Annotated in this window: 23 protein-coding genes and 1 tRNA gene; 16 read left to right on the plus strand and 8 right to left on the minus strand. The window is 54.9% G+C overall.

Going from position 1 to position 25,893, the window contains the following annotated elements; genetic code table 11:
• Positions 1 to 12: 12 nt before the first annotated feature.
• The 8 genes from F3I20_RS00695 to yejF all read left to right on the plus strand — a co-directional run bounded on the left by F3I20_RS00695 (position 13) and on the right by yejF (position 10,188).
• A complete protein-coding gene (locus F3I20_RS00695) occupies positions 13 to 981 on the plus strand; it encodes a CobW family GTP-binding protein (protein ID WP_150010472.1) in 969 nt (322 codons plus the stop codon).
• A 42-nt stretch (positions 982 to 1,023) separates the two neighbouring features.
• Entirely contained in the window at positions 1,024 to 1,731 is a 708-nt protein-coding gene (locus F3I20_RS00700; RefSeq protein ID WP_150010474.1) for a phosphatase PAP2 family protein, read from the plus strand.
• Positions 1,732 to 2,244: 513 nt separating this feature from the next.
• Complete coding sequence (gene mepS / locus F3I20_RS00705) at positions 2,245 to 2,820, plus strand: bifunctional murein DD-endopeptidase/murein LD-carboxypeptidase (RefSeq protein ID WP_013358530.1); 576 nt, start codon at positions 2,245 to 2,247, stop codon at positions 2,818 to 2,820.
• Between the two features lie 222 nt (positions 2,821 to 3,042).
• Positions 3,043 to 4,605 (plus strand): cyclic di-3',5'-guanosine monophosphate phosphodiesterase PdeN, encoded by a 1,563-nt coding sequence (gene pdeN / locus F3I20_RS00710; RefSeq protein ID WP_190286136.1) that lies wholly within the window; start codon positions 3,043 to 3,045, stop codon positions 4,603 to 4,605.
• A gap of 44 nt (positions 4,606 to 4,649) precedes the next feature.
• A complete protein-coding gene (locus tag F3I20_RS00715) occupies positions 4,650 to 6,458 on the plus strand; it encodes an extracellular solute-binding protein (protein WP_150036997.1) in 1,809 nt (602 codons plus the stop codon).
• Between the two features lie 11 nt (positions 6,459 to 6,469).
• Positions 6,470 to 7,564, plus strand: a complete 1,095-nt coding sequence (locus F3I20_RS00720) for a microcin C ABC transporter permease YejB (RefSeq protein ID WP_150010478.1) — start codon at positions 6,470 to 6,472, stop codon at positions 7,562 to 7,564.
• On the plus strand, positions 7,561 to 8,583 hold the full coding sequence (locus F3I20_RS00725) for an ABC transporter permease (RefSeq protein ID WP_150036996.1): 1,023 nt from the start codon (positions 7,561 to 7,563) through the stop codon (positions 8,581 to 8,583). The genes F3I20_RS00720 and F3I20_RS00725 overlap by 4 nt, the downstream gene beginning before the upstream one ends.
• Entirely contained in the window at positions 8,584 to 10,188 is a 1,605-nt protein-coding gene (gene yejF, locus F3I20_RS00730) for a microcin C ABC transporter ATP-binding protein YejF (RefSeq protein ID WP_150036995.1), read from the plus strand.
• On the opposite strand, the gene F3I20_RS00735 is transcribed toward yejF, so the two are convergent.
• From F3I20_RS00735 to rsuA, 3 genes are all read right to left on the minus strand, one after another.
• A complete protein-coding gene (locus F3I20_RS00735) occupies positions 10,175 to 10,492 on the minus strand; it encodes a YejG family protein (protein ID WP_150010484.1) in 318 nt (105 codons plus the stop codon). The two genes, yejF and F3I20_RS00735, sit on opposite strands and share 14 nt — an antisense overlap.
• Positions 10,493 to 10,774: 282 nt before the next feature.
• The gene (locus F3I20_RS00740; protein ID WP_150036994.1) at positions 10,775 to 11,971 is read right to left on the minus strand and encodes a Bcr/CflA family multidrug efflux MFS transporter; all 1,197 of its coding nucleotides are present in this window, start codon (positions 11,969 to 11,971) and stop codon (positions 10,775 to 10,777) included.
• Positions 11,972 to 12,020: 49 nt separating this feature from the next.
• The gene (rsuA, locus tag F3I20_RS00745; protein WP_150036993.1) at positions 12,021 to 12,740 is read right to left on the minus strand and encodes a 16S rRNA pseudouridine(516) synthase RsuA; all 720 of its coding nucleotides are present in this window, start codon (positions 12,738 to 12,740) and stop codon (positions 12,021 to 12,023) included.
• A gap of 155 nt (positions 12,741 to 12,895) precedes the next feature.
• Between rsuA and radD the strand changes: the two genes are divergently transcribed.
• Together radD and rplY are read left to right on the plus strand one after the other, a co-directional pair.
• A complete protein-coding gene (radD, locus tag F3I20_RS00750) occupies positions 12,896 to 14,650 on the plus strand; it encodes a DNA repair helicase RadD (RefSeq protein ID WP_150036992.1) in 1,755 nt (584 codons plus the stop codon).
• 164 nt (positions 14,651 to 14,814) lie between these two features.
• On the plus strand, positions 14,815 to 15,099 hold the full coding sequence (gene rplY / locus F3I20_RS00755) for a 50S ribosomal protein L25 (RefSeq protein ID WP_098052785.1): 285 nt from the start codon (positions 14,815 to 14,817) through the stop codon (positions 15,097 to 15,099).
• Between the two features lie 119 nt (positions 15,100 to 15,218).
• Here the strand turns inward: rplY and yejK are convergent, their stop codons facing one another.
• Entirely contained in the window at positions 15,219 to 16,223 is a 1,005-nt protein-coding gene (gene yejK, locus F3I20_RS00760) for a nucleoid-associated protein YejK (protein WP_150036991.1), read from the minus strand.
• Between the two features lie 158 nt (positions 16,224 to 16,381).
• Between yejK and F3I20_RS00765 the strand changes: the two genes are divergently transcribed.
• The 5 genes from F3I20_RS00765 to F3I20_RS00785 all read left to right on the plus strand — a co-directional run bounded on the left by F3I20_RS00765 (position 16,382) and on the right by F3I20_RS00785 (position 19,968).
• Complete coding sequence (locus F3I20_RS00765) at positions 16,382 to 16,609, plus strand: YejL family protein (RefSeq protein WP_010248348.1); 228 nt, start codon at positions 16,382 to 16,384, stop codon at positions 16,607 to 16,609.
• A 22-nt stretch (positions 16,610 to 16,631) separates the two neighbouring features.
• Positions 16,632 to 18,386, plus strand: a complete 1,755-nt coding sequence (gene yejM / locus F3I20_RS00770) for an LPS biosynthesis-modulating metalloenzyme YejM (RefSeq protein ID WP_150010492.1) — start codon at positions 16,632 to 16,634, stop codon at positions 18,384 to 18,386.
• Between the two features lie 73 nt (positions 18,387 to 18,459).
• Positions 18,460 to 18,536, plus strand: a tRNA-Pro gene (locus F3I20_RS00775).
• 439 nt (positions 18,537 to 18,975) lie between these two features.
• A complete protein-coding gene (locus F3I20_RS00780) occupies positions 18,976 to 19,179 on the plus strand; it encodes a hypothetical protein (RefSeq protein WP_150036990.1) in 204 nt (67 codons plus the stop codon).
• A gap of 72 nt (positions 19,180 to 19,251) precedes the next feature.
• A complete protein-coding gene (locus F3I20_RS00785) occupies positions 19,252 to 19,968 on the plus strand; it encodes a 4'-phosphopantetheinyl transferase family protein (RefSeq protein ID WP_150010494.1) in 717 nt (238 codons plus the stop codon).
• Positions 19,969 to 20,123: 155 nt separating this feature from the next.
• Here the strand turns inward: F3I20_RS00785 and F3I20_RS00790 are convergent, their stop codons facing one another.
• From F3I20_RS00790 to apbE, 3 genes are all read right to left on the minus strand, one after another.
• Positions 20,124 to 21,776, minus strand: a complete 1,653-nt coding sequence (locus F3I20_RS00790) for a multidrug ABC transporter permease/ATP-binding protein (RefSeq protein WP_150010496.1) — start codon at positions 21,774 to 21,776, stop codon at positions 20,124 to 20,126.
• A gap of 95 nt (positions 21,777 to 21,871) precedes the next feature.
• Entirely contained in the window at positions 21,872 to 22,513 is a 642-nt protein-coding gene (alkB, locus tag F3I20_RS00795; RefSeq protein WP_150036989.1) for a DNA oxidative demethylase AlkB, read from the minus strand.
• Positions 22,513 to 23,559 (minus strand): FAD:protein FMN transferase ApbE, encoded by a 1,047-nt coding sequence (gene apbE, locus F3I20_RS00800; RefSeq protein WP_150010498.1) that lies wholly within the window; start codon positions 23,557 to 23,559, stop codon positions 22,513 to 22,515. Before apbE ends, alkB begins: the two co-directional genes overlap by 1 nt.
• A 432-nt stretch (positions 23,560 to 23,991) precedes the next feature.
• Between apbE and F3I20_RS00805 the strand changes: the two genes are divergently transcribed.
• Entirely contained in the window at positions 23,992 to 24,186 is a 195-nt protein-coding gene (locus F3I20_RS00805; RefSeq protein WP_150010500.1) for a hypothetical protein, read from the plus strand.
• Between the two features lie 30 nt (positions 24,187 to 24,216).
• Here F3I20_RS00805 and ompC read toward each other — a convergent pair whose 3' ends face one another.
• Complete coding sequence (gene ompC / locus F3I20_RS00810) at positions 24,217 to 25,329, minus strand: porin OmpC (protein ID WP_150010502.1); 1,113 nt, start codon at positions 25,327 to 25,329, stop codon at positions 24,217 to 24,219.
• Positions 25,330 to 25,893 lie beyond the last annotated feature (564 nt).

Raw genomic sequence — 25,893 nt, forward strand, 5'->3', positions numbered from 1 at the left:
GGAGTCCGCCCTATGACACGCGTTAATCTGATTACCGGTTTTCTGGGGAGCGGCAAAACCACGCTGCTCTGCCATCTGCTGGCAGCCAGGCCCGCCGGGGAAAAGTGGGCAGTGCTGGTAAACGAATTTGGTGAGATTGGGATCGACGGCGCCCTGCTGGCCGATCGCGGTGCCACGCTGAAAGAGATCCCCGGCGGCTGCCTGTGCTGCGTTAATGGCCTGCCGATGCAGGTCGGGCTGAATATGCTCCTCAGGAGCAAACCCGATCGGCTGCTGATCGAGCCAACCGGCCTGGGTCATCCGCGTCAGGTGTTGCAGATGTTAAGCGCGCCATTTTATCAGGCGTGGTTGCAACTCAATGCCACCCTGACGCTGCTGGATGCGCGTCAGCTGGCCGATCCTCGCATCGTTGCCAATGAAAACTTCCGCGATCAGCTTGCTGCTGCCGATATGATTATCGCCAACAAGCGTGATTGCTGGGATGAGGCGGACCGTCAGCGCCTGGCCGACTGGCAGCAGCAGATGCAGCCTCCGCGTCCATTAATACAGACAGAATTTGGTCAGGTCCCCCTTTCCCTGCTTGATATGCCGTATCAGCCCCGCGATCTCCCTCTGCCACATCATCATCATCCGGCTACCCCCACCAGCGGTCTGGCGGCGTTACGTCTGGATGGCGAAGCGCGCTGGCGTCGGGCACTAAATCACGGCCAGGGTTACAGCGCCTGCGGCTGGCTCTTTGATGCTGCTACGCTGTTCGACAGCGGTGCGCTGCTGGAATGGGTGCGGCAGGCAGCGGTCGATCGTATTAAAGGTGTGATGCGCACGCCAGAAGGCACAATGCGTATTAACTGCCAGGCAAAAGCGTTGCAGAGTGAAAGCCTCGCTACACCGCCACCCGATAGCCGTATTGAGATCATTCATTCTCAGCAGGCTGACTGGAATCGGCTACAATCGACGTTGTTGAAGTGCCGTTTACGCTAACACAGGTATTGTCGGCGGTTATTTTTTAAATGAGTTCTGATTATGCGCGCAACCCGCCTTATTACTATCCTGCTACTTAATGCACTGGGCGTAGTGCTTTTTCTTTCGTGGTACCTGCCGCCAGAACATGGTTTCTGGTTCGGCATCGATAAGGCTATTTTCTATGGCTTTAATAATCAGATGGTGAGCCATCCGCTGTTCGCACTGATCGTTGCTATCACCAATTTTCGCGGTTTTGATGCGGTGTCATTGCTGGCAATGGGCTTGCTTTATCTGTCGATCTGGCGACGTGAAACGCCACAGGCGCAGCGGCGGATGCTGGCTATTGGTATCACTATGCTGCTCACCGCCGTAGTGCTCAATCAGCTGGGTCATCTGTTGCCGGTGAAGCACTCTAGTCCGACGCTGTTCTTTGAGAACGTGCATCGCGTCAGCGAACTGACCGGTATCCCTGCTAAAGATGCCTCGAAAGACAGCTTCCCTGGCGACCACGGTATGATGCTGATTATTTTCGCCTGCTTTATCTGGCGGTATTTTGGTTTCAACCGCTTTTTAATTGCGGCCGCTATTGTGGTGATATTTTCACTGCCGCGCGTCATGGCGGGTGCACACTGGTTTACCGATATTGCTGTCGGTTCAATGTCAGTGATTTTAGTGGGGCTGAGCTGGTGGTTATTAACGCCGGCCAGTGACGTGCTGGTTAACTGGTTTTATCGCAAATTACCGGGTAAATATAAGCCCGTGACGTAAATGTTAAGCGCGGACGATTTAATCGCCCTGGTCTTAACCGTCCGCGCTTATAAAAAACAGCCCACCACTATTAGCCTGCTAATTAAAATCACGAAAAGAAAAGGTTATGACCCTGCTGGCAGGTTAAATAGCCATCGATATCCTCTGTCAATAAAGAAAACGCTAAAAACCGAGGCTATGCCCTGAATTGACGCCCCTTTCACTGCCTGTTCTCATCATCATTTCACCACAATTGTAGCTATTGTAGTCAGTGTGTTACGGTTTGATTTCACATCAAAAAAACCTATATAAAATTGATCAAAAGCACTCGCCACGGCGTCTGTAATCAGTTAACCTCAGTCGCAGTGAGGCTACAGCGGCAGAAAATTCGGATTTTTTACCGTTAAAATGTGTCCATTAACACATTTTAGTCATTAAGGATTTGTCTTAGGCTGTTTCGCTTATTAATCTCCCTGTTTTGTCATCTGGCTGGCGACAATTTTGTCGTAAGGAAATCGAAGGAAAACCCGAATAATGGTCAAGTCTCAACCAATACTGAGATATATATTGCGGATTGTGCCCGCACTGGCGCTGGCCACACTCCTCTCAGCTTGTAGCAGTACCCATAGCAGTCAAAACGCGAATAACGAGAATCATGAAGTTAACAACCACAATGGTTTTTTACTTCAGGCGTCTCAGGATGAGTTTGAAGAAATGGTGCGTAACGTCGACGTTAAGTCGCGCATCATGGAACAATACGCCGTCTGGAAAGGTGTGCGCTATCGCCTCGGTGGCGATACCAAACGCGGGATCGATTGTTCCGCCTTTGTACAACGCACCTTCCGCGATCAGTTTGGCTTAGAATTACCACGCTCGACCTCTGAGCAGCAGGACACCGGTAAAGAGATTACCCGCAGTAAACTGCGTCCTGGCGATCTGGTGATGTTCCGTGCCGGCTCAACAGGTCGTCATGTAGGTATTTATCTGGGTAACGACAATTTCGTTCATGCCTCCACCAGCAGTGGCGTCATGATCTCCAGTCTCAATGATGATTACTGGAAGAAGCGTTACCGTGAAGGACGCCGTGTATTAAGTCGTAACCCGACCTGATTATCACTTTCGATCTTCTCCCAGCCAGAGAACATGAAACGCTGCTTACGCAGCGTTTTTTTTCGTGCCTTATTCTTAGCACCACCCGCTTTATAAGATAAAAGCATTGTATTTCAGATTAATAACGAGACATTTCGGACACTGTCGTTATATTCTCGGTCGCTTAAACCGAAGCAGTCGTGTGCAATAACATAATAATAATTTGATCAGGGGAAGTTCCTCATGCCACTGTCGGGGGCGCTAAGACGCCATGCCACCTATCCTCGCCGAATCGCATGGAGTAGCGCGATGGCCGGTGGTGTATTCTTTCTTCTGTTTGCCGCACTGTCACTTCACCAGACCTGGCAGAAGCGCGAACGACAGCATCAGCAACTGCTGGAGAACAGCCGCACAGCATTACAGCAAACGCTTTCCAGCCTGCTCAACAGTACCCTCAGTCCCCTGCTTCCGTTCACCCACACTGCCTGTCATACCATTAATCGTGAACTGACCTCACGCGCCGCGTTTGCCGGTAACCTGCGCGCCATCCTGCTGGTTAACAATGGCAATGCCTTTTGCTCCTCGGCCACGGGCAGTTTTAGTCTGCCGATCAATGTGATTTCGCCTCAGAGTGATACCTCACGCGATTTTGATCTGCAGCTCATGTCAGGCACGCCGCTTCAGCCAAATAAACCCGCGCTGGGTCTGTGGATTAAAAATCCTGGCAGCCAGCCGTCAGGTGTCTTCGCGACGCTGAATATCAGCCTGACTTTCTACCAGTTACAGATCTCCGGGCATCCGGAAATTACCGGTATGGCACTGATGGCGCAGCAGAGTGCCTTAACCAGCTGGCAGTCTGGCGTGATGGCGAATAAAAACCTGCCGCCGCCGCTGTACCAGCAGGCGCTGACAGGCTATCCGCTGCAGTTTGTATTGTTCGGTTCTGTTCTGGCGTTCAGCGATTATCAGAATATCCTGCTGTGCAGCCTGCTGCTGTCACTGCTGGTTTCCGGCGGCTGCTGGCTGCTGTTGTCTGTTTATCAGCGTCCGGGGAAAGAGCTGATTCGGGGCATGAAGCGCGGCGAGTTTCACGTTGAATATCAGCCGCTGGTCACCTCCCATGATGGTCAGCCTTATGGCATGGAAGCGTTACTGCGCTGGACCCATCCGACTGAAGGCCCGATCCCGCCGGATGTGTTTATTCAGTATGCTGAGTCGCAGAACCTGATTATTCCTCTGACCCGACATCTGTTTCAGCTGGTTTCCCGCGACGCACACCAGCTCTGTCATACCATTCCCCGTCATGCCTGCCTCAGCCTCAACATCTCTCCGCTGCATCTGGCTGACAGCGGTTTCCGGCAGGATGTACTGCGCTGGCTTGATACCATGCCTTCGGCTCATTTTAATTACGTGTTCGAGATTACCGAGCGGGCCATGGTACGCGACGAAAACGTCGGAGAACTGTTTGACTGGCTGCATCAGCAGCATATCAACATTGCCATTGATGATTTTGGCACCGGCCACAGTGCGCTGATCTATCTGGAACGTTATGCGTTTGATTACCTGAAAATTGATCGCGGCTTTGTCCAGAGCATCGGCACAGAAACCCTGACCTCGCCGGTGCTGGACACCGTGCTGCAGCTGGCAAAGAAGCTGAATCTGAAAAGTGTGGCGGAAGGGGTAGAAACCGGTGAACAGGCCGCCTGGCTGATCCATCGAGGTGTGACCCATCTGCAGGGTTATATTTACAGCCGTCCGCTGCGACCGGAAACGCTGATAGACTATTTCCGGCGTCATAACGCCTGAGACGCTGTGACCCTAATCGCGCCGGACATCCAACAGGAGAGAACATGTTATTTCGCTTGGGATTTCTGCTGCTGTGCGGCCTGTTCAGCGCCCCGCTGCTGGCTGCCACAGTCCTGCAAACGTTCGCCTTCACACAGGCTGGCGAAGCGAAATATCCGCCCGGCTTCAGCCATTACGATTACGCTGATCCCCGCGCGCCGAAAGGCGGCAGCATTACGCTGGCGGTGGTGGGCACTTACGACAACTTCAACCGCTACGCCTCACGCGGCAATCCGGGCATCAACACCGGCACGCTTTATGACGGTCTTTACACCAGCTCAGACGATGAACCGGGCAGTTATTATCCACTGATTGCTGAATCAGCCCGCTACGCCAGCGATTTTACCTGGATTGAGATCCGCCTGAATCCGCACGCCCGATACCATGACGGCACGCCAGTCACCGCCCGCGACGTAGCGTTCACCTTTCAGAAGTTTATGACCGAAGGGGTGCCTCAGTTCCGCGTCGCCTATCGTGGCGTGACCGTCAGGGCGCTGGACGATATCACGGTCCGCATCGAGGCAAAGAAACCGGATAAAGATCTGCTGCTTGGGTTACTGACGTTTCCGATTATCCCCGAGTCGTTCTGGCGCGATAAGAAGTTCAACGAGCCGTTAAGCGCACCACCGTTGTCGAGCGGGCCTTATCGCATCACGCGCTGGAAGCTGGGCCAGTTTATTGAGTTTAGCCGCGTAAAAGATTACTGGGCTGCCGATCTGCCGGTGAATCGTGGACGCTTTAATTTTGATCGCATGCGCTATGACTACTATCTGGACGACAATGTGGCGTTCGAAGCCTTTAAAGCAGGTGCTTACGACTGGCGTGAAGAGACATCAGCGAAGAAATGGGCGACCCATTATCGTGGTCGCAATTTCGACAATGGCAGCATCGTAAAAGAAACCACGCCCAATGAAGCCGCTATCGATACCCGCTGGCTGGCATTCAACAATGAAAAACCGCTGTTCCACGATCGCCGGGTACGCCAGGCGTTGTCACTGATGTTCGATTTCGAGTGGATGAACAAAGCGCTCTATTACGGTGCCTGGCAGCGTGCCAGCAGCTATTTCCAGAATACAGAGTATGCTGCCCACGGGGTGCCGGATGCACAGCAACGGGCGCTGCTTGAACCCTGGCGCGCGCAGCTGCCACCTGCGCTGTTCAGCCAGCCTTACCTGCCACACAAAACCGATGGCAGCGGCTATGACCGCGCCAGTCTGTTAAGCGCGTTTGAGCTGCTAAAACAGGCGGGGTGGCAGATTAAACATCGCCGACTGGTTAACGATAAAACCGGTCAGCCATTTACGGTCGAACTGCTGCTGCGCGGTGGCACCAGTACCGAATGGGCGTTACCGTTGCAGCACAACCTTGCACGGCTCGGCATTACGCTTGATCTGCGGCAGATCGACAGCTCGCAGTATCTGCGACGCCTGCGTGAAGGCGACTATGACATGATCGCCACCGTTTATGGGGCGATGCCGATCCCCACCTCCAGTCTGCAGATTCTCTGGCATTCCGACTACATCACCTCGTCGTGGAATACCGCGCGGGTCAAAGATCCTATCGTCGATCACTTTGTGAAACAGATTGTGGCGCATCAGGGCGACCCTGCCGCACTGCGGCCGCTGGCACAGGCGCTGGATCGGGTACTGCTGTGGAATGCGTATATGATCCCGATGTGGTACAACGCTGAACAGCGGCTGGCGTACTGGGATAAGTTTTCTCACCCTGTCCGCAAGCCTGCCTACAGCAACGGGCTGGAAAACTGGTGGTACGACACAAACAAAGCCGGACGCCTGCCGGCCAGCAAACGCTAAGGAGATGACCGTTGGCCGCATACTTTCTGCGCAGATTGCTGCTGATTATCCCGACCTTATGGGCAATCATCACGCTCAACTTCTTTATCGTGCAAATCGCGCCCGGCGGACCGGTCGATCAGGCGCTGGCAAATATTGAGTTTGGTCAGACAACTGGCCTGCCCGGCAGCGGTGCGGAGAGCGCCAGTTCACGCGCCAGCGTCAGTCATATTAATCCTGCTGATAATCAGTACCGTGGCGCGCGCGGGTTGGATCCCGAAGTGATTGCGGAGATTAAAAAGCGTTACGGCTTCGATAAACCGCTGTGGCAGCGCTACGGCGAGATGCTGTGGAACTACCTGCGTTTTGACTTTGGCGACAGCCTGTTTCGCAGTGCCTCGGTAATCGGGCTGATTAAGGAGAGCCTGCCGGTCTCGATCAGTCTGGGATTATGGAGCACCCTGATCATCTATCTGGTGTCGATCCCGCTGGGGATCCGCAAAGCGGTGCGCAACGGCAGTGTCTTTGATGTCTGGAGCAGCGCGTTTATTATCATTGGCTACTCCATTCCGGCTTTTCTGTTCGGCATCATGCTGATCGTACTGTTTGCCGGTGGCAGCTATCTCGACTGGTTCCCGCTACGCGGACTCACCTCGGCACAGCACGACACCCTGCCCTGGTATGGCAAAGTGCTGGATTACTTCTGGCATATCGCCCTGCCGGTACTGGCAACGGTGATTGGCGGCTTTGCCACACTGACGATGCTGACGAAAAACGCCTTTCTGGATGAGATCCGCAAGCTCTATGTCGTCACCGCGCGCGCCAAAGGGGTGCCGGAGCGCCGTATCCTTTATCACCATGTGTTTCGCAATGCGATGCTGCTGGTGATTGCCAGCTTTCCCGCCACGTTTATCAGCATGTTCTTTACCAGTTCAGTACTGATCGAAGTGATGTTCTCACTCAACGGACTCGGCCTGCTCGGTTATGACGCGACGCTGCAACGTGACTATCCGGTGATGTTTGGCACGCTCTATATTTTCACGCTAATCGGTTTGCTGATGAATATCCTTAGCGATCTGACCTATACGCTGGTCGATCCGCGCATCGATTTCGGGAGCCGCTCATGACGCTCTCTCCACTGAATCACCAGCGCTGGCAGCGCTTTCGCCATAACCGGCGCGGCTACTGGTCGCTGTGGATTTTTCTGGTCATTTTCCTGCTGTCACTCTGTGCCGAACTGATCGCCAATGACAAGCCACTGGTGGTGCATTATCAGCAGCGCTGGACGGTGCCGCTGCTGTTTGACTACAGCGAAACCGACTATGGCGGCGTACTGGCGACAGCGGCGGATTATCAGGATCCCTGGCTGCGGCAGCGCATTGCACAGAACGGCTGGGCTTTATGGGCACCGATTCGCTTCAGCGACAGCACCATCAATTTTGCCACCCATGTGCCCTTCCCCTCTCCGCCCTCGGCACAGAACTGGCTCGGTACGGACGCCAACGGTGGCGACGTACTGGCACGGCTGCTCTATGGCACACGCATCTCCCTGCTGTTCGGCGTACTGCTGACGCTCCTGTCCAGCGTCATCGGAATTGTGGTTGGCGCGGTGCAGGGTTATTTCGGCGGCAGAATTGATCTGATTGGGCAGCGGATGATTGAAGTCTGGTCCGGCATGCCTGCGCTGTTTCTGCTGATCCTCCTCTCCAGCGTCATTCAGCCCGGTTTCTGGTGGCTGCTGCTGGTCACCGTCGCGTTCGGCTGGATGAGCCTGGTGAGCGTGGTCCGGGCTGAGTTTTTGCGCACCCGAAACTTTGATTACATCCGCGCAGCACAGGCGCTGGGCGTCAGCGATGGCCGGATTATGCTGCGTCACATGCTGCCTAACGCGATGGTGGCTACCCTGACCTTTCTGCCCTTTATTTTGTGCGGATCGATCACCACGCTCACCTCCCTCGACTTTCTCGGTTTTGGTCTGCCGCTGGGTTCGCCCTCGCTGGGTGAGTTGCTGCTGCAGGGCAAAAATAACCTGCAGGCACCCTGGTTAGGCCTGGCGGGCTTTTTCACCCTGGCGATCCTGCTGTCGCTGCTGATTTTTATCGGCGAAGCGGTGCGCGACGCCTTTGATCCGGGCAAAGGAGCCTGAATGACGACACCACTGCTTGCCATCAATCATCTCTCGGTCGCCTTTCGTCAGGGCGAGCAGCTTCGCCAGGTCGTGGATGACGTTTCACTACACATCGACCCGGGCGAAACGCTGGCGCTGGTGGGCGAGTCGGGTTCCGGCAAAAGCGTCACGGCGCTGTCGGTAATGCGACTGCTGCATGAAGCGGCGGTGGTTTATCCCCGCGGAGAGATTCTGTTTAACGGTGAAGATCTGCTGCGCGCCCGTGAGCAACGTCTGCGTGCGATTCGCGGTAACCAGATCGCAATGATTTTTCAGGAGCCGATGGTATCGCTGAATCCGCTGCACACCGTGGAAAAGCAGCTGTATGAAGTGCTGTCGCTGCATCGCGGGCTGCGTCGTCCGGCAGCACGCGGTGAGATTCTCAGCGTGCTTGATCGGGTCGGTATCCGTCAGCCTGTCACCCGGCTCAACGATTTCCCCCACCAGCTTTCCGGCGGGGAACGCCAGCGGGTAATGATCGCCATGGCGCTGCTGACCGAGCCGCAGTTGCTGATTGCCGATGAGCCGACCACTGCACTGGATGTGACGGTGCAGGCGCAGATTCTGGCGCTGCTTTGCGAACTGCAGCGGGAGCTGAATATGGGCATGCTGTTTATCACCCATAACCTGAATATCGTGCGTCAGCTGGCGGACAACGTCAGCGTGATGCGTCAGGGTCACATCGTGGAACAGAATCGCGGTCAGATTCTGCTGAACCAGCCGCAACACCCTTACAGCCAGCAGTTGCTGGCCGCCGAGCCGGAAGGAAAAGCGTTGCCGCTACCCGCAGACGCGCCGGTCATTCTTCGTGTCGAACAGCTTCAGGTCAGTTTTGCGCAGCGGCGCGGACTGTTCCGGCGGCAGACCGGTGAAAAGCAGGTGCTTTCCGGGCTGAGTTTCAGCCTGCGGCGCGGCGAAAGTCTGGGTCTGGTGGGCGAGTCCGGGTCGGGTAAAAGCACCACCGGCCTGGCACTGTTGCGGCTGATTGCCTCACGTGGCGAAGTCTGGTTTGACAGCCAGCCGCTGCATCAGCTGTCGCGCCGGCAACTTCTGCCGTTGCGTCAGCGCATTCAGGTGGTGTTTCAGGACCCGAATTCTTCTCTCAATCCGCGTATGACGGTGCAGCAGATTATTGCTGAAGGTCTGGCGGTGCATCAACCCGAACTGACCAGTGCGCAGCAGGCGCAGCGGGTGATTGCGGTGATGGAGGAAGTGGGACTGGAAGCCGAAAGTCGCCATCGTTATCCGGCCGAATTCTCTGGCGGTCAGCGACAGCGGATTGCTATCGCACGCGCACTGATTCTGGAGCCGGAGCTGCTGATACTGGATGAGCCCACCTCATCGCTGGATCGCACGGTGCAGAAACAGATTCTGACACTATTGCGCCGCTTACAGCAGCAGCGTCAGCTCAGCTATCTGTTTATCAGTCACGATCTCGATGTGGTTCGATCCCTGTGTCACCAGCTTATCGTGCTGCGTCAGGGGGAGGTAGTGGAACAGGGAGAGTGTGAAACGTTGTTTGCGTCACCGACGGCTGTTTATACCCGCGAGCTGCTGCAGTCGGCGCAACTCAACCCGCGATAAAGGTTTCCGCAATCGCCACGCCCTGATTTTTCAGGCAGCAGTTAGTGGCGCTTTCGTCGCGACGCTGAATAAACAGGCAGGGCTGCCCTTCACATTCGGCCACTTTACAGTCGACCTGAATCTCTGCCAGCACCTCTTTCAGCTGCTGCAGGATCTCCCACGCCGGAATGCCATCGTGGCTGATCAGACGCAACGCCACGAACTCCTGCTCATCCAGAGCTTCATCAGGCTCAATAGCACTGTGGCGATCGCTGGCCCAGCGGAAACGCTGCGGCAGGCGATGCACAATTGAAAGTTGCAGCATCGTTTACTCTCCCCGAATGAGTTATGTCGCAACACACAGCAACCGACGCTGAAAGCTGACCGACAACCGCTGAGTCCGGACGCGTGTTAATCGTCTGCCCGCGCGTATTTTTTGCGACTCGCATCGCACTTCTGGCTATATGTACCGCGTTCACACGCCGTTAACAATCATTTTAGACGCATTATGATTACTTTTTTAGCTAAAGATTTTCACAATAAAGAAACATAACCAGAAAGGCGGCTAACAGAGCCAGCTGTTACGGAGAAAAAAACCTGCGCCCGGCTAGCGGGACGCAGTATGGGAACGTGAAGCGTAGAAGAAGAGCAGCAGAGAGATTGTCGCGCAGAGCGCGATAGTGCCGACCATCGGCCAGGCGCTGTTAAAACTTATCAGTGACAGCAACGCCCCCACAAAAGCACCGACGCCAAAACGCAGCGTGCCCGCCAGGGATGAAGCCGTACCGGCCATGTGCGGAAACTCATCCAGAATTACCGCCATCGCATTTGATGAGACCATCGACACGCAACCGATAAACAGCGCAATCCCCATCACCAGCGGCAGGAAGCCGAGGCTGAAGGCGCTGACAATCAGCAGCCAGATCCCCATGCAGAATTGTATCAGCAGGCCCAGCCGGAACATCGCCACCGGACCAAAGCGGCGCACGGCGCGGCTGTTAACCAGCGTCAGAAGAAACAGAAACACCACGTTAAGGCCAAAGTAGTAGCCAAAGTTTTGCGGTGAAACGTGATTCAGCTCGATGTAAACAAAGGGGCCGGCATTGAGAAAGGTAAACAGCCCGGCAAAAGAGAAGCCGCTCGCCAGCATATAACTGAACGCTCGTTTGTGGCGAAACAGCGTCACGAAATTGCCCAGCGTGGTGCGCAGGTGAAACCGCTGCCGCTGCTCCGGCTTCAGGGTTTCACGGATCTGCGTGGTGACCAGCACGGTCGTCACCAGTGCCGCACCCGCGAGCGCCCAGAAGATAGCGTGCCAGCTCCAGAGCACCAGCAGCCAGCCGCCGATGATCGGGGCCAGCAGCGGCGCAATAGTGGTAATCAGCATGACAAAGGACATCATGCGGGAGAAGTCCTCTTTCGAGTAGCTGTCACGCATCAGAGCATTGATCACCACACTGGCTGCGGCAGCCGACAGCCCGTGCAGGAAGCGCATCAGAATCAGCTGGTCGATGCTCTGCGACAACGCACAGGCCGCGGCGGCACAGGCAAAGATCAGGGTGCCGAGTGCAATTACCGGCTTACGTCCATAGCTGTCTGCCAGTGGCCCATAAATAATCTGGCCGATCGCGAAGCCAAGAATGTAGAGGTTCAGCGACATCTGCACGCTACCGGCTGAAACGCCAAATTCCCGTGCTATCTGCGGCATCGCAGGCAGATACATGTCGATCGACAATGGCATCAGCATCGCTAACAGACCAAGGATAACCACCAATCCTGTTGGCGAATTCTTTTCCTTACGCACACACTCTCCTGCACGAATGAATCAGGTACGGGCCACCTGGCCCGCCCGGTTATTTTGCCTGCAGCTCTTTTGGCAGACCGATGCTGGCGATTTCGTCTTCCGTCAGCGCCCGGTATTCGCCCGGTTCCAGATCGTCGTCCAGCGCAATGTCACCGATACGCTCGCGATGCAGCTCAATGACCCGGTTACCGACGGCTGCAAACATCCGTTTCACCTGGTGATAACGGCCTTCGCTCAGGGTCAGCCGCACGTCTGTGGGGGTAATCACTTCCAGCTGTGCCGGTTTCGTCAGGCTCTTCTCATTGTGCAGCTGTACGCCCGCGATAAACTGCGCGGCCGTATCGTCACCGATCGGCGATTCCAGGGTGACGCGATAGGTTTTCTCGCAATGATGACGAGGCGAGGTAATGCGGTGTGACCACTGGCCATCATCTGTCAGCAGCACCAGCCCGGTGGTGTCAATATCAAGACGCCCTGCCGCGTGCAGTTTGAATGACATTGGCTCTTCGATGAAATAGAGAATAGTCGGATGATCGGGATCGTCGGTAGAGCAGACGTAGCCCTGCGGTTTGTTCAGCATAAAGTAGCGTGGGCCGGTGAGCATCTGCAGCACGTTGCCGTCGTAGGCGACTTCGTGATCGGGCAGCAGTTTAAACGCGGTGTCACGCACCACTTCACCGTTGACGGTGACACGCTGTCCACGGATCTCGCGATGAGCGATAGCGCGGCTGATTTCCAGTTGCTGAGAGATGAATTTGTCGAGTCGCATGAATTCGTTTTGCCTGTTACTGCGGAGGGAATCTGAAACGGCCTGGTTAACCGTTGAAAATGTGCGGGAAGTATAACGTGATCCGCGCCAGCCTGACAGCGCGTTTACCGCCCTTTCATGGCATAATTACCCCCAGTTTTATAAAAGTGAGCAACATGTCTTTTACCTTACGCCCCTATCAACAGGATGCGGTGAATGCCACCGTGGCGCATTTCCGTCGCCATCAGGAGCCTGCCGTTATTGTGCTGCCAACCGGTGCCGGAAAGAGTCTGGTGATTGCCGAGCTGGCACGGCTGGCGCGTGGCCGGGTGCTGGTGCTGGCGCACGTCAAAGAACTGGTGGCGCAAAACCACAGCAAATATCAGGCCTACGGGCTGGAGGCGGATATCTTTGCCGCCGGCCTGCAGCGCAAAGAGAGCCAGCGCAAAGTGGTGTTTGGCAGCGTACAGTCGGTGGCGCGCAACCTCGACCAGTTTGACAGCGCCTTTTCTTTGGTGATCGTCGACGAGTGTCACCGCATCGGCGATGACAAAGAGAGCCAGTATCAGCAGATCTTCAATCATCTGCGCCAGCACAATCCGCAGCTACGTTTACTCGGCCTGACCGCCACGCCCTTCCGACTGGGTAAAGGCTGGATTTATCAGTTCCACTATCACGGCATGGTGCGGGGCGACGAAAAGTCGCTGTTCCGCGACTGCATCTATGAACTGCCGCTGCGCTATATGATCAAGCATCAGTTCCTGGTGCCGCCGGAGCGGCTGGATATGCCGGTGGTACAGTATGATTTCAGCCGCCTGACGGCACAGTCTAACGGTCTGTTCAGCGAAGCCGATCTGAATCGCGAACTGAAGCAGCAGCAGCGCGTGACGCCCCATATCATCCGTCAGATTGTGGAGTTCGCTGAAGATCGGCTGGGGGTAATGATTTTCGCCTCAACGATAGAGCATGCGCGGGAAATTCTGCTGCTGCTGCCTGAAAACAGCGCACTGGTCTCCGCCGAAACCCCAGCCCGCGAGCGTGATGCCCTGATTCTGGCGTTTAAAGCGCAGCAGTTGAAATTCCTGGTGAACGTGGCGGTGCTGACCACCGGGTTTGATGCCCCGCACGTGGATCTGATTGCGATCCTGCGCCCGACCGAGTCGGTGAGCCTCTACCAGCAGATTGTCGGACGCGGGCTGCGGCTCTCGCCCGGTAAAACCGATTGTCTGATTCTGGATTATGCCGGTAATCCGCACGATCTCTTTACGCCCGAAGTCGGCGCGCCTAAAGGGGCCAGCGACAATCAGCCGGTTCAGGTTTTCTGCCCCGCCTGCGGTTTCGCCAATACCTTCTGGGGTAAGGCGACCGCCGATGGCATGGTGATTGAGCATTTTGGCCGACGCTGTCAGGGCGTGCTGGAAGATGATGAGGGCGGGCGCGAACAGTGTGACTTCCGCTTCCGCTTTAAAAGCTGTCCTGACTGTGGCGCAGAGAATGATATTGCCGCCCGGCGCTGTCATCAGTGCGACAAAATTCTGGTCGATCCGGACGATATGCTTAAAGCGGCGCTGAAACTGAAAGATGCACTGGTGCTGCGCTGTGGCGGTATGACGCTGGAACAGGGCCGCGACGCCAAAGGTGAATGGCTGAAGGCAACCTATTTTGATGAGGAAGGCACCAGCGTCAGCGAACGGTTTCGTCTGCAGACACCCGCCCAGCGTAAAGCGTTTGAACAGCTCTTTATGCGTCCGCATCAGCGCGCGCCCGGCGTACCGCTGGGCTGGCAGACCGCCGCTGACGTGCTGGCGTTGCAGCCCCTGCTGCGTCATCCCGACTTTGTCGTGGCGCGTGCCAAAGGCCAGTTCTGGCAAATCCGCGAGAAAATGTTCGATTACCAGGGTCGTTATCGCCGCGCCAATGAGCTGCGTTAATGGACGACACAGCCGATCCGGAACCCGGCGGGCGGGTATATCGTTTGCTACCACCCGGCATAACGGCTATACTGCCGCCCGCTTTTGCATGTGCATCAGCGGGATTGAATAACCTGCCTGTTACTGGGTCGCCTGTAGCAGGATTTAAATAAAGAGATATATTAATGTTCACTATCAATGCAGTAGAACGTAAAGAGCAGGGTAAGGGTGCGAGCCGCCGCCTGCGTACAGCAAACCGTTTCCCGGCCATCATCTACGGTGGTTCTGAAGCGGCTGTTGCCATCGATCTGGATCACGACTCCGTAATGAACCTGCAAGCTAAGCCAGGTTTCTACGACGAAGTGCTGACCCTGTCCGTTGACGGCAAAGAAACGAAAGTGAAAGTTCAGGCTGTTCAGCGTCACCCGTTCAAGCCAAAACTGTTCCATATCGACTTCGTTCGCGCTTAATCGCGAATTACGTTGAAAACAGAAGGGCCGGTTGAGAAACCGGCCCTTTTATTTTGTCGCTGCCAGGTGAAGATTATCGCCGAGGGCAGGAAATGAAAGCCAGGCTAAGCCCGGCTTTTTTATTTGCTGCTGGTGCGGCGCTGGAGCTGATCGCGCAGATTAGGCGGTGTGCCTTTAATCGTCAGGGTGTCCGTGGCCGGATCCCAGAAAATGCGTTCGCCCAGCAACATCGCATCGAAATTCAGGGTCAGTCCTCCGCCGCTCCCGGCAAACTTTGTCAGCTGGCGCAGCGTGCTGCGATCCGCCGGGAAGCTCTCTTCCAGTTCGTAGCCCTGCTCCTGGGTAAAGGCCTGGAAGGTTTTTTCGCCCAGCGGAGGCAGTTCGCTCGACAGATCTTCCAGCGCAATCTCCTCGCCCGCCTGTAACTGCTCGTTGCAGTAACTGTAGACCTGCTGGCGGTAATTCTGCCGCTCCTGCTTATCCAGTTCCGATTCATTGCAATAGTCGTCGACCGCCTGCAACAGACCGCGGTTCTGCGCCTTGGTGTCTAAACCCGCTTCGGCCCCGAGGAAGTCCATAAAGAAGTCAGCGACCTTACGGCCAACGCGACCGCGCAGGAAGGTCAGGTAACGGGTCGATTCCGGGTTGGTTTCCCATTCGGTTAAGTCGATACGCGCGACGATGTCCGCATGATTGATATCAAGATAATGCGTGCTGCTGATATCCAGCTGCTCATTGACGCGCATGCTGGACTGGCTGTTCAGCACCGCAATCAGCAGGTACTCCACCGCCAGATAGCGATAGTGAATAAACAGCACCACGCCGCCTTCTGCAAACGGGTATTTTGCCAGCTCATCGCGCAGACGACCGGTCGCGGCACGGCTAAAAGCGAGAAAATCATCGTTGCCCTTACGACAATTACGCAGCGCTTCTGCCAGTTCACTCTCAGCATTGAACAGGCCATAGGCTTTGCTTTTTGCGCTGTAAACCCGGTGTAACTCCTCCACCATCGCGTTAACCGTGTTGGTGGCAGGCAACAGCGAATCGCGCAGCGCCAGTTCAAGCTGGTTTTCATCGCGTTTAATTAACTGATGCAGGGCAATCTGGTCGATATCCAGACTCATGGTAGACTCTCCTTTTAGCACAGGCGCGTATTCAAACACCGCCAGCATCGGCTTTCAACTCCATGCTGAAAGCGAACGCGGTACTTTCGATAAAATTGCGGTAAAAAGTGCGCTGTTCCGGTAATATATCGCCTTTTGAAATGAGCTTAGACGACGATATGGCACAATCATCACGCTACAGTGACGAACGCGTGGAACAACTCCTCGCGGAAATGGCCCAAATCCTGCACAAGGACAAAGCCCCCACCGACCTCTCCCTGATGGTACTGGGAAATATGGTGACCAACTTAATTAACAGCGATGTCGCTCCGGCGCAACGTCGTTCTCTGGCACGCTCTTTCGCCGATGCCCTTCAGGCATCTGTGCGTGATGACAACGCTCATTAATTGGCTGATTTGACTTCATAATATGGTAACCAACCGGCAGCGCTACCGCGAAAAAGTCTCCCAGATGATCAGTTGGGGGCACTGGTTTGCTCTGTTTAATATCTTATTCGCGCTGATTTTAGGCAGTCGCTACCTGTTGGTCGCCGACTGGCCTTCTTCGCTGGCGGGGCGTATTTACGCCTATACCAGCTGGATTGGCCATTTCAGTTTTGTCGTGTTTGCCGCCTATCTGCTGATTATCTTCCCGCTGACCTTTGTGGTGATGTCGCAACGGCTGATGCGGGTGTTATCTGCGGTGGTCGCTACTGCCGGGTTAACGCTGGTGATGGTCGACAGTGCGGTATTCAGCCGCTTCCACCTGCACCTTAATCCGGTGGTGTGGGAGCTGGTCATTAACCCTGACCAGAGCGAGATGGCGCGTGACTGGCAGCTGATGTTTATCAGCGTGCCACTGATTTTCCTGGTCGAGATGCTGTTTGCGACCTGGAGCTGGCAGAAGCTCCGCAGCCTCAATCGCCGTTCATTTGGTAAACCTGTGGCTGCGCTGTTTATCAGCGCCTTCTTTGCCAGTCACCTGATGTATATCTGGGCTGATGCCAACTTCTATCGCCCGATTACCATGCAGCGTGCCAATCTGCCCCTCTCCTATCCGATGACCGCTCGCCGCTTCCTGGAACGTCACGGCTTGCTGGATGCGCAGGAATATCAACGCCGGCTGATTCAGCAAGGCGACCCGGAAGCGCTGGCGGTGGAGTATCCGCTGAGCGACATTACGTTCCGTGACGCCGGGACACGCAATAACCTGCTGGTGCTGACTGTCGATGGTCTGAACAATGCCACGCTGGCCAAAGCGCTACCGCAACTCAATCAGTTTGCCAGCGAGAACGTGCGTTTCACGCAGCACTACAGCGCGGGTGATACGCCGGAGAAAGGCTTATTCGGCCTGTTCTACGGTATCTCCTCCAGCTATATGAACGGAATTCTGGCCTCCCGGACGCCGTCTGCTCTGCTGGGTGCATTGAGTACCCAGGGTTATCAGTTTGGCCTGTTCTCCTCCGAAGGCTTTAATCCGCCGCTCTATCGACAGGCACTACTGACCGATTATTCACTGCCGGCAACCAACAGTCAGTCCAACGCCAGCACCGTGGCGCAATGGCAGAACTGGCTGGAGAAACAGAAGGATTCGCAGGCACCCTGGTTCTCATGGATTGCCCTGAACGGCCCTGATGTGACCGGCGACAGTGCTAAAGCCCGTCAGCGCAGCTATCTGCGTCAGGCTCCGGCTGTTGATGAACAGATTCAGGCGGTACTTAACAGCCTGCAGGCACGTGATTTACTGAAGAACACCGTCGTGGTGATCACCGCGCAGCGTGGTCTGGCGCTGGACGGCAATCCTGACAGTGCCGGAAACCGCCAGACATTGCAGGTGCCGTTAGTGATTCACTGGCCTGATACCCCCGCGCAGACTGTTGATCGCCTTTCTGATCACCAGGATGTGATGGCAACGCTGATGCAGCGCCTGCTGCATGTGCGCACCAATCCGGTGAATTACTCGCAGGGTGAAGATCTGTTTGCAGCGCGTCGCCGCCATGACTGGGTCGCCAGCAGTGAAGAGAATAAACTGGTTATTACCACGCCGCAGGTGACGCTGGTACTTAACAACAACGGCAGCTATCGCGCTTATGATGCCCAGGGCAACGCGCTGAAAGATCACAAGCCAGAGCTGGCATTGCTGTTGCAGGTACTCACCGAGGAGAAGCGGTTTATCGCTAACTGATTAATTATCAGGCAAATAGTTTGCAGGTATCTTGCATTCATGACGATAACCAGTAGACTTATCTTCCAGTGTTCGGCACGTAGCGCAGCCTGGTAGCGCACGGTCATGGGGTGTCCGGGGTCGGAGGTTCAAATCCTCTCGTGCCGACCAAATTCCCCGAAAAGCAGCCCAAAAGGCTGCTTTTTTCGTTTCTGTCATCAGACTTTAACTTTCCTCGCACGTCCAATAATCCGACCTATACTTAAAAGCATGTGGGTAACAAGAGGAGAGTTCATGACATTCATCGAAAAAGACGATCCAACAGAAGCACCCGAGTCCGGCGATAAGCAACCTTCTCCGCCAGACGAAAAGTAACCCACAGGGCCGCGATTAACGCGGCCTTTCTCTGTTACGACGTCTCATGGCTTCACATTCAGATTAATCCCGAACGGGGTTAGCATTCCTCATGAAATCAGCAGGTTATCTCTTGCAAAAAAGCCTGACCCGCTTCACAAAAGTCGTCGCCCGCTGCGCTTTTTCATCAAAGTGAAACAAAAATGTCACATAAAATAACTACTCTGAACTTCCCAGAAATTGACGGATAATTTTTATGGCGATCAAAGCGAAAAGCCTGAAAGATGCAGAAGCGTTACTTCATTCAGGCATTAGCAAAGTGGAACTGGCGTATGACATTGGCAGCGACGATTTCTTTCGTCTGGCGAGCCACTGGTGCGACCGGGGTGCACGCATCAGCAGGGGTCACCACCATTTCGTTGTTTCTCTCAAGGGTTTTGCCATTCCTCCCAACGACTGATTGCGGCGGACTGCTTGCCCTGGACCATCGCGCCTGATTAAATGCCTTTTTAGGTTCTGATGATGGTTTCGCATGCGCTATCCTGACCTGCCGCTGCCGCCTGTTGCAGGCGGCTTTATCCTTTCCTGTCATCTTAACCACAGCGATCCTTTGCTGGCAGTGAGTCACTTTGACCCACAAAAATATCATGACGCGCTGGCTGTCGAATGGCGTATTCCGCTGCCCGCCCGACTGCAGCAGGCGGTCAATAAAAGACGTGCGGAATATCTCGCCAGCCGATTGCTTGCCCGGTCAGTAATGGCAGAACTGGGCATTGATGATTTCATTCTGACCAACGCGCCTGACCGATCTCCCTGCTGGCCCGCTGGCATTCAGGCGTCACTGTCTCACAGCGCCGGTATCGTCGTGGTGGCGGCTACCCGTCAGCCCTGTGCTATCGGGGTCGACGTCGAGCAGCTCATGTCGGAGACCACCGCGCAGGAAACGGCAACGCTGTTGATGAATGAGCAGGAACAGCAGCTGTTGCAGACACTGCCCATCTCCTTCAGTGCGGCCGCTACCCTGCTCTTCTCGCTCAAAGAGAGCGTATATAAAGCGCTATGGCCACAACTGCATCAGCCGATGGACTTTCTGGATGCGGCACTGACGTCCGTAGATTTCGCGCAGCAAAGTGCCACGTTGCGCCTGACTCAGCACTTCAGTGAGCGTTTTGCGAGGGGGACGTTACTGGAAGCGGACTTTATGTGGCAGGAGACTCAGGTGATCACCCTGGTCTCGCATAGGCTTTAAAAAACCGGCTAAACAAGAATATTTAGCCGGGGTAAACACAGACGAAAGAAGACGTTTCAGGATGGCAGAAACCGACGTTTCTGCTGATTGCTAAAGTAGCCTGTCTGACGCGCAGCACGCCAGTGCGCTTTTCTGCTAAGTTTTGCCAGCTGCCGTCAAAGCCCGGTGTCGGTGCGCTTTACCGAGTCGAGCGTGGCGAGATCGCGCTCATTTCCGGTCAGCTCCGTTAACTGGCCTTCGCGCATCTCCAGCAGCCGATCGGCATGAATGAAGTAGTGATCGTCATGACTGATGGCAAACACCGTTTTACCGGCCTGCTGCAACCACGGCAGCAGCTCGCGATAGAAGATGCGGCGAAAATGGGGATCCTGATCTGCCGCCCATTCATCCAGTAACAGCACATCGCGCTCTTCCGCCACCGCCAGCAGCAGTGCCAGTCGCTTACTCTGCCCTTTAGATAGCCGCAGGTTCAGCACTTTGTTGCCTTCAATCTTCAGCTTATCCTGCATCTTCAGCCGCTCCAGCCACTGCTGCACCAGCGCCGGATTGGCCGCAACCCCGTCCCGCCCGATTAACCGGTCAAACAGATGTAAGTCGGTAAAGACCGCCGAAAACTGACTGCGCCACACATCCAGCTCGTCTGCCGTGATCGTTTTACCATCCAGCAGCAGCGTGCCGGACTGCGGCTGATACAGCCCGGTCAGCAGCATCGCCAGCGTCGATTTCCCGCTGCCGTTGCCGCCAATCAGAAACACCAGTTCCCCGCGGCGCAGCGTCAGGTTAATTGGTCCAACCTGGAAGCCATTATCACCATAGTGAAAAGAGACATCGCGCAGCTCCAGTGTCTGCCAGTCAGAGACAGCAGATGGCGCGTGAAAGCCGGGCTGATAAGGCGCAAGGTCAAAGGCGTTGAGCTTACGGAAAGCGACCTGGGCGCTGAGCAACGTCGGTAACGCACCCACCGCCGAGAGCAGCGGCGTGCGTAAGAACAACAGCGTCAGGGAAAAGGTGGCGGCGACGGCGGTATTAGCCCAGCCCAGGCTGTTGGCCATAAAAAAGACCATGCCGATAGCGCCTAAGGTCATGATATTTGACCAGTTAACCGCACTGAGATGGTATGTATCTGCGCGTACAATATGGTGACGCCAGGCGCGGGCATCCTCCTGATACACGGTGTCATAGACCTGCTGTGCACGGGAGCGGTTAAGCTGCAGCTCTTTGCGCCCTTCAATCACCGTCTGGTAATCGCGATAGAGGTTATCTTCGATTTCACGCAGCTTTGCCATGTGCTGATAGACGCGTGAAACCAGCATCCAGCCGCCCACCAGCGTGACAGCCAGCCAGAGACTGGTCACCAGCAACATTTTTGGCGACAGCCAGGCGAGATAAAGTGCCGAGCCAAGCGTAATGATGACGCCCTGAAACAGCTCCGGCAGGCGCACAAAGGCCAGTGTAATCGCCCGCACATCGCTGGTCAGTCCTGCCAGCAACTGCGCACTGCCAAGTTGCTCAATGCGTTCAACCCGGGAATCGAGGATACGCTTAATAAATTCGCCGCGCAGTCGCCAGACAAACTGATGGCCGAGCATCGTCAGCGCCAGCTGCGAGGCCAGCGTCACCGCCATCAGCACCACCAGCTGCAACAGAAACTGCGGCAATACCGCAAAGGAGGTGTTAATGGCAACAATCATTTCGCGGTTGATAAAGGCGATCATGCCGATACCCAGCACGGCGCTTAACAACGTCAGCGCAATCACCCCGATAAAAGGCCAGCGGAACTGGCGAAAAACAACGCTTAACAACGTCATGCAGGCAATCCATCAGCTAAAAACAGCCTGCAGTGTAAAGGGATGCCAAATGATAGCAATAGTTATTCTCACCACGCCATGACCGGCGTGACGGGTCAAAAGGCGCGGCGAAACGTCAGGTTATAACGCCATGGACCGGCCAGCGGATGAACGCCTGGCTTCAGCGGCAGAATGCCGTGGTAACGCAGGCGCGACGGCCCGCCCCATACCACAATATCACCATGTTCCAGCAGCACACGCTGAGTTGTGTCACCGCGCTCGAAGCCGCCAAACTGGAAAACCGCAGGCAAGCCCAGCGACACCGAAACGATAGGCTGGCGCAGATCTTTCTCATCTTTATCCTGATGCAGCGTCAGCTTCGCGCCCGGTTCATAGCGATTAAGCAGGCAGGCATCCGGATTAAAGTCAGAGAACCCTGCCTCTGATGCCGCCTGCTGTGCCAGAGTACGAAACAGGGGCGGCATGGGTGGCCATTGACGTCCGTTCAGGTTGTCCTGCTGCTGATAATTGTAGCCACGTGAATCCACCGACCAGCCAAAATCGCCGCAGTTGGTCATCGCCACCGACATGCGATGACCGCCGGGCGTAATGCGATGGGCAAACGGGTTCTGTTCCGCAATGGTCATGATCTGCTGATAAAGCGCTTCTGCATCTTCGCGCGCGCGACGCCGCAGGATCACGGCACCTTCAGCCAGCGGCTCCTGCCAGGGTTGCTCTTCACTAAAAAGATCTAACATCAGGGTTCTCCGGATTTGTCGGGGATCAGGAAGGCTGCAAACTGCGGCGACATCCAGCTGACAAATTTATCGCCCTGCTTACTGATCAGATAGACCGCCAGATGCTCTTTTATCGCCAGCGCTTTGGCTTTTTCAGTGCCGAGTACCATCAATCCGGTATCCCAGCCGTCGGCTTCCAGTGCCGTGGTAGCGATCACCGTGGCGGAAACCAGTTTATGCTCAATGGGCCGCCCGGTAACGGGATCGATCACATGAGAAATGCGCTTGCCGTCCAGTTCATAATAGTTGCGATAGCTGCCGGAGGTGCTGATACCGTGTCCCTGCAAATCAACGCGCGCCTGAACCGCATTTTCGCGATCGGTCGGTTTCTGAATCGCTACCCGCCACGGCTGCTGCTGCGCATTCAGACCACGGCTCAGCACTGCGCCCCCGACCGACACCAGATAGTTGTTGATGCCGAGCTGCTCCATCAGCCGCGCCAGATGATCGGTTGCGAAGCCCTCGCCCACGGTTGAGAGATCGACATAAAGGTCAGGCAGATCTTTCTGCAGCCACTGCCCGTCTGCACCCTGCACCACCCGCAGATGCTGTAACCCGGTCTGCGCCCGGGCAGCAGCGATCTGTGCCGCATCCGGCGTATGACCAGGCTGTTTGGCCGGGCCAAAACCCCATAAGTTAACCAGTGGCCCGACAGTGATATCCATCGCCCCACCGGTTTTACGGCCAATTCGCAGAGAGGTGGTAACAATATCCGCCATATTTTCACTCACCGGCTGTGGTGACAGATCCCGGCTCTGGTTGAAGCGCGATAGCACGGAATCGGCTTTCCAGGTTGAGAGTTCAGCATCGTCCGCGTCCAGCTGCTGTTGAATGCGCTGCTGCAGCTCCGCTTTACGTTCGATCGCCACACCCGCCAGGCTCACACGCCAGACGGTTCCCATCGTTTTTCCTTCCAGTACCTGTGCGGTAGTTGCCGCTGGCTTATCACAGGCTGCTAACATCAGTGCTGACATCGCTATAAGCAGCAGATTAATCTGATAACGCATCTTTCCTCACATGTAACACTTTATTAAGCTCTGCTACAAAGCATAAACTTCGGGTAAATTAGCTTAAATAGCGTTGAATATTTTTCTGAAGCACGAGAACATTCACCGGTCATCTATCCTGACCCCGCCTCCCGACAGGCGATAAACATTATTTCAAAGTAAGGAGCTACAGATGATTTATGCGATTCTCGTTATGGCCCTGGGCCTGTTTGTTTATGGAAGTTATAAAGTGGTCGAACAGCGTCGTCATCGTCATATGACACCCTCCCGACCGCGCCATTAACAGGCCTGGCTGCACCTGATTGGGGCAATGCCTCTCTGACGCGCGCGGCAAGTGTACCAAAACGGGCGCGCCGTCAGTGGCTATGAGAGCGGTAAAGCTGGCATGAATTCTGCACTGTTGAAACAGTGTTTATCTCTGAGAGGTGCAGAATGAAAAATTCACAGAAGTGGCCGTCGGCATGGCATCACTGGCTGAGCTTTTCAGCCTTTACGCTGGCAGGTGTCGCATTTGAAGGTGCGCGATTTGGCAGTGTTGTGTCGTCTGTAACGACAGCACCGGAACCCACGAAGTGGCAAAAGGCTGAAGCGCTCAGCCCGGAAGGCGATGCAGGAGCGCAGCGGTAACTGCGCTCCCGGACAACTTACGCTGATAACTCAGAACTGGTAAACCAGACCCAGTGCCACCACGTCGTCGGTATTGATACCGGCTGCGTCGGTGAACGCGTTGTCGTCCAGCAGGTTGATCTGGTAATCAACATAGGTAGACATGTTTTTGTTGAAGTAGTACGTCGCGCCAACATCGATATATTTTTTCAGATTCTGTTTGCCCCAGTTCTGAACATCGGTGCCGCGTGAGGTGACATAGGCCAGGGATGGACGCAGGCCGAAGTCGAACTGATACTGTGCAACCAGTTCCCAGTTATCCGCTTTATCCGCATAGCCATAGGCTTCAGAGTCGCTGCTGCCGAAGCGGGTTGCGTTAAATGAACGTGAGTACATTGCGGCCAGATAGACGTTGTTCGCGTCATATTTCAGACCGCCTGTGTACACTTCCGCTTTATCGCCGCGGCCAAGAATACCTGACGTTGCGCTGTTCTGATCGTTGGTACGGTCAGACTGGAAAGCCGCTGCACCAATGCCGAAGCCCTGACCCAGATCATAGGTGGTGCTCAGACCCCAGCCGTCGCCGTTCTGGCCCAGTACATCGCGGCCATTTGGTGATTCGCTGCTGTTGCCATTCTTGCCCTGATACTGGACAGCAAAGTTCCAGCCATCCACCAGACCAAAGAAGTTATTGTTGCGGTAGGTCGCCATGCCGTTACCGCGCTGATACATGAAGTTATCCGCGCCATAGGTATCGCCACCGAACTCAGGCAGCACGTCGGTCCATGCGCCGATGTCGTAGGCTACGCCGTAGTTACGACCATAGTCGAACGAACCCGCATCCCCAAATTTCACGCCGGCAAAGCCGACACGGGTGAAGCTGTCGGCAGTGCCCTGAGACTCGGCGTTGTTCAGCGCGGCCTGATATTCCCACTGGCCGTAACCGGTCAGCTGATCGCTGATTTCGGTTTCGCCTTTGAAGCCGAAGCGAACGTAGGATTGGTCACCGTCAGAGCTGTCGTTATCAGAGAAGTAGTGCAGACCGTCAACTTTACCGAAGAGGTCTAATTTGTTGCCATCTTTATTATAGATTTCAGCTGCGTTTGCTGATCCTGCTGCAACCAGCAATGCAGGGATCACCAGGGAGAGAACGCGACGTTTCATTTTATTACCCTCTGTTATGTGCCTTTATTATTTGCCACTGCTAACTGAATGATTAAAAATTCAGCCGGCAGGCCATTGTTGTTTTATAGCGGGCAATAATCCACCATGAAAATGCTACTAAATCTCCAAAAGTGTTTCACAGATCGAAACAGTTATTTCTTAATGTAAATATCGGGGAACTAATAACCAGCACGGATCGATAAAAATCGGCGCACGAATCGTTAATCTCAATTTGTATTGTTTGTTATCAAGAGGTTGCATCATATCCTTCTGAAGCACTGAATGATAAAACTTTTGCGGGATCTGGTAATAGAATAGTCCCCGCTATCATCATTTATTCCATTATTACCTTCATTCTCCCCGAATGAGATGTACAACTTATTATTTCCCGCCGGACACATTGTCCGGCTTTTTTTTGCCTGAAATTTACCGTTCCGTTATATCTGCGTAAACTTTCTTACGCGGGTTAAATTAACTCCGCCTCACTTCCGCACAGAGTGTTAAATTGCGCACGCTTTGCACCAAGAATGATGAAATATCCGCCATGTTAATTTATCACCGTAA

The organism is Candidatus Pantoea gossypiicola (assembly GCF_008632075.1).
In the GTDB taxonomy this organism is placed as follows: domain Bacteria; phylum Pseudomonadota; class Gammaproteobacteria; order Enterobacterales; family Enterobacteriaceae; genus Pantoea; species Pantoea gossypiicola.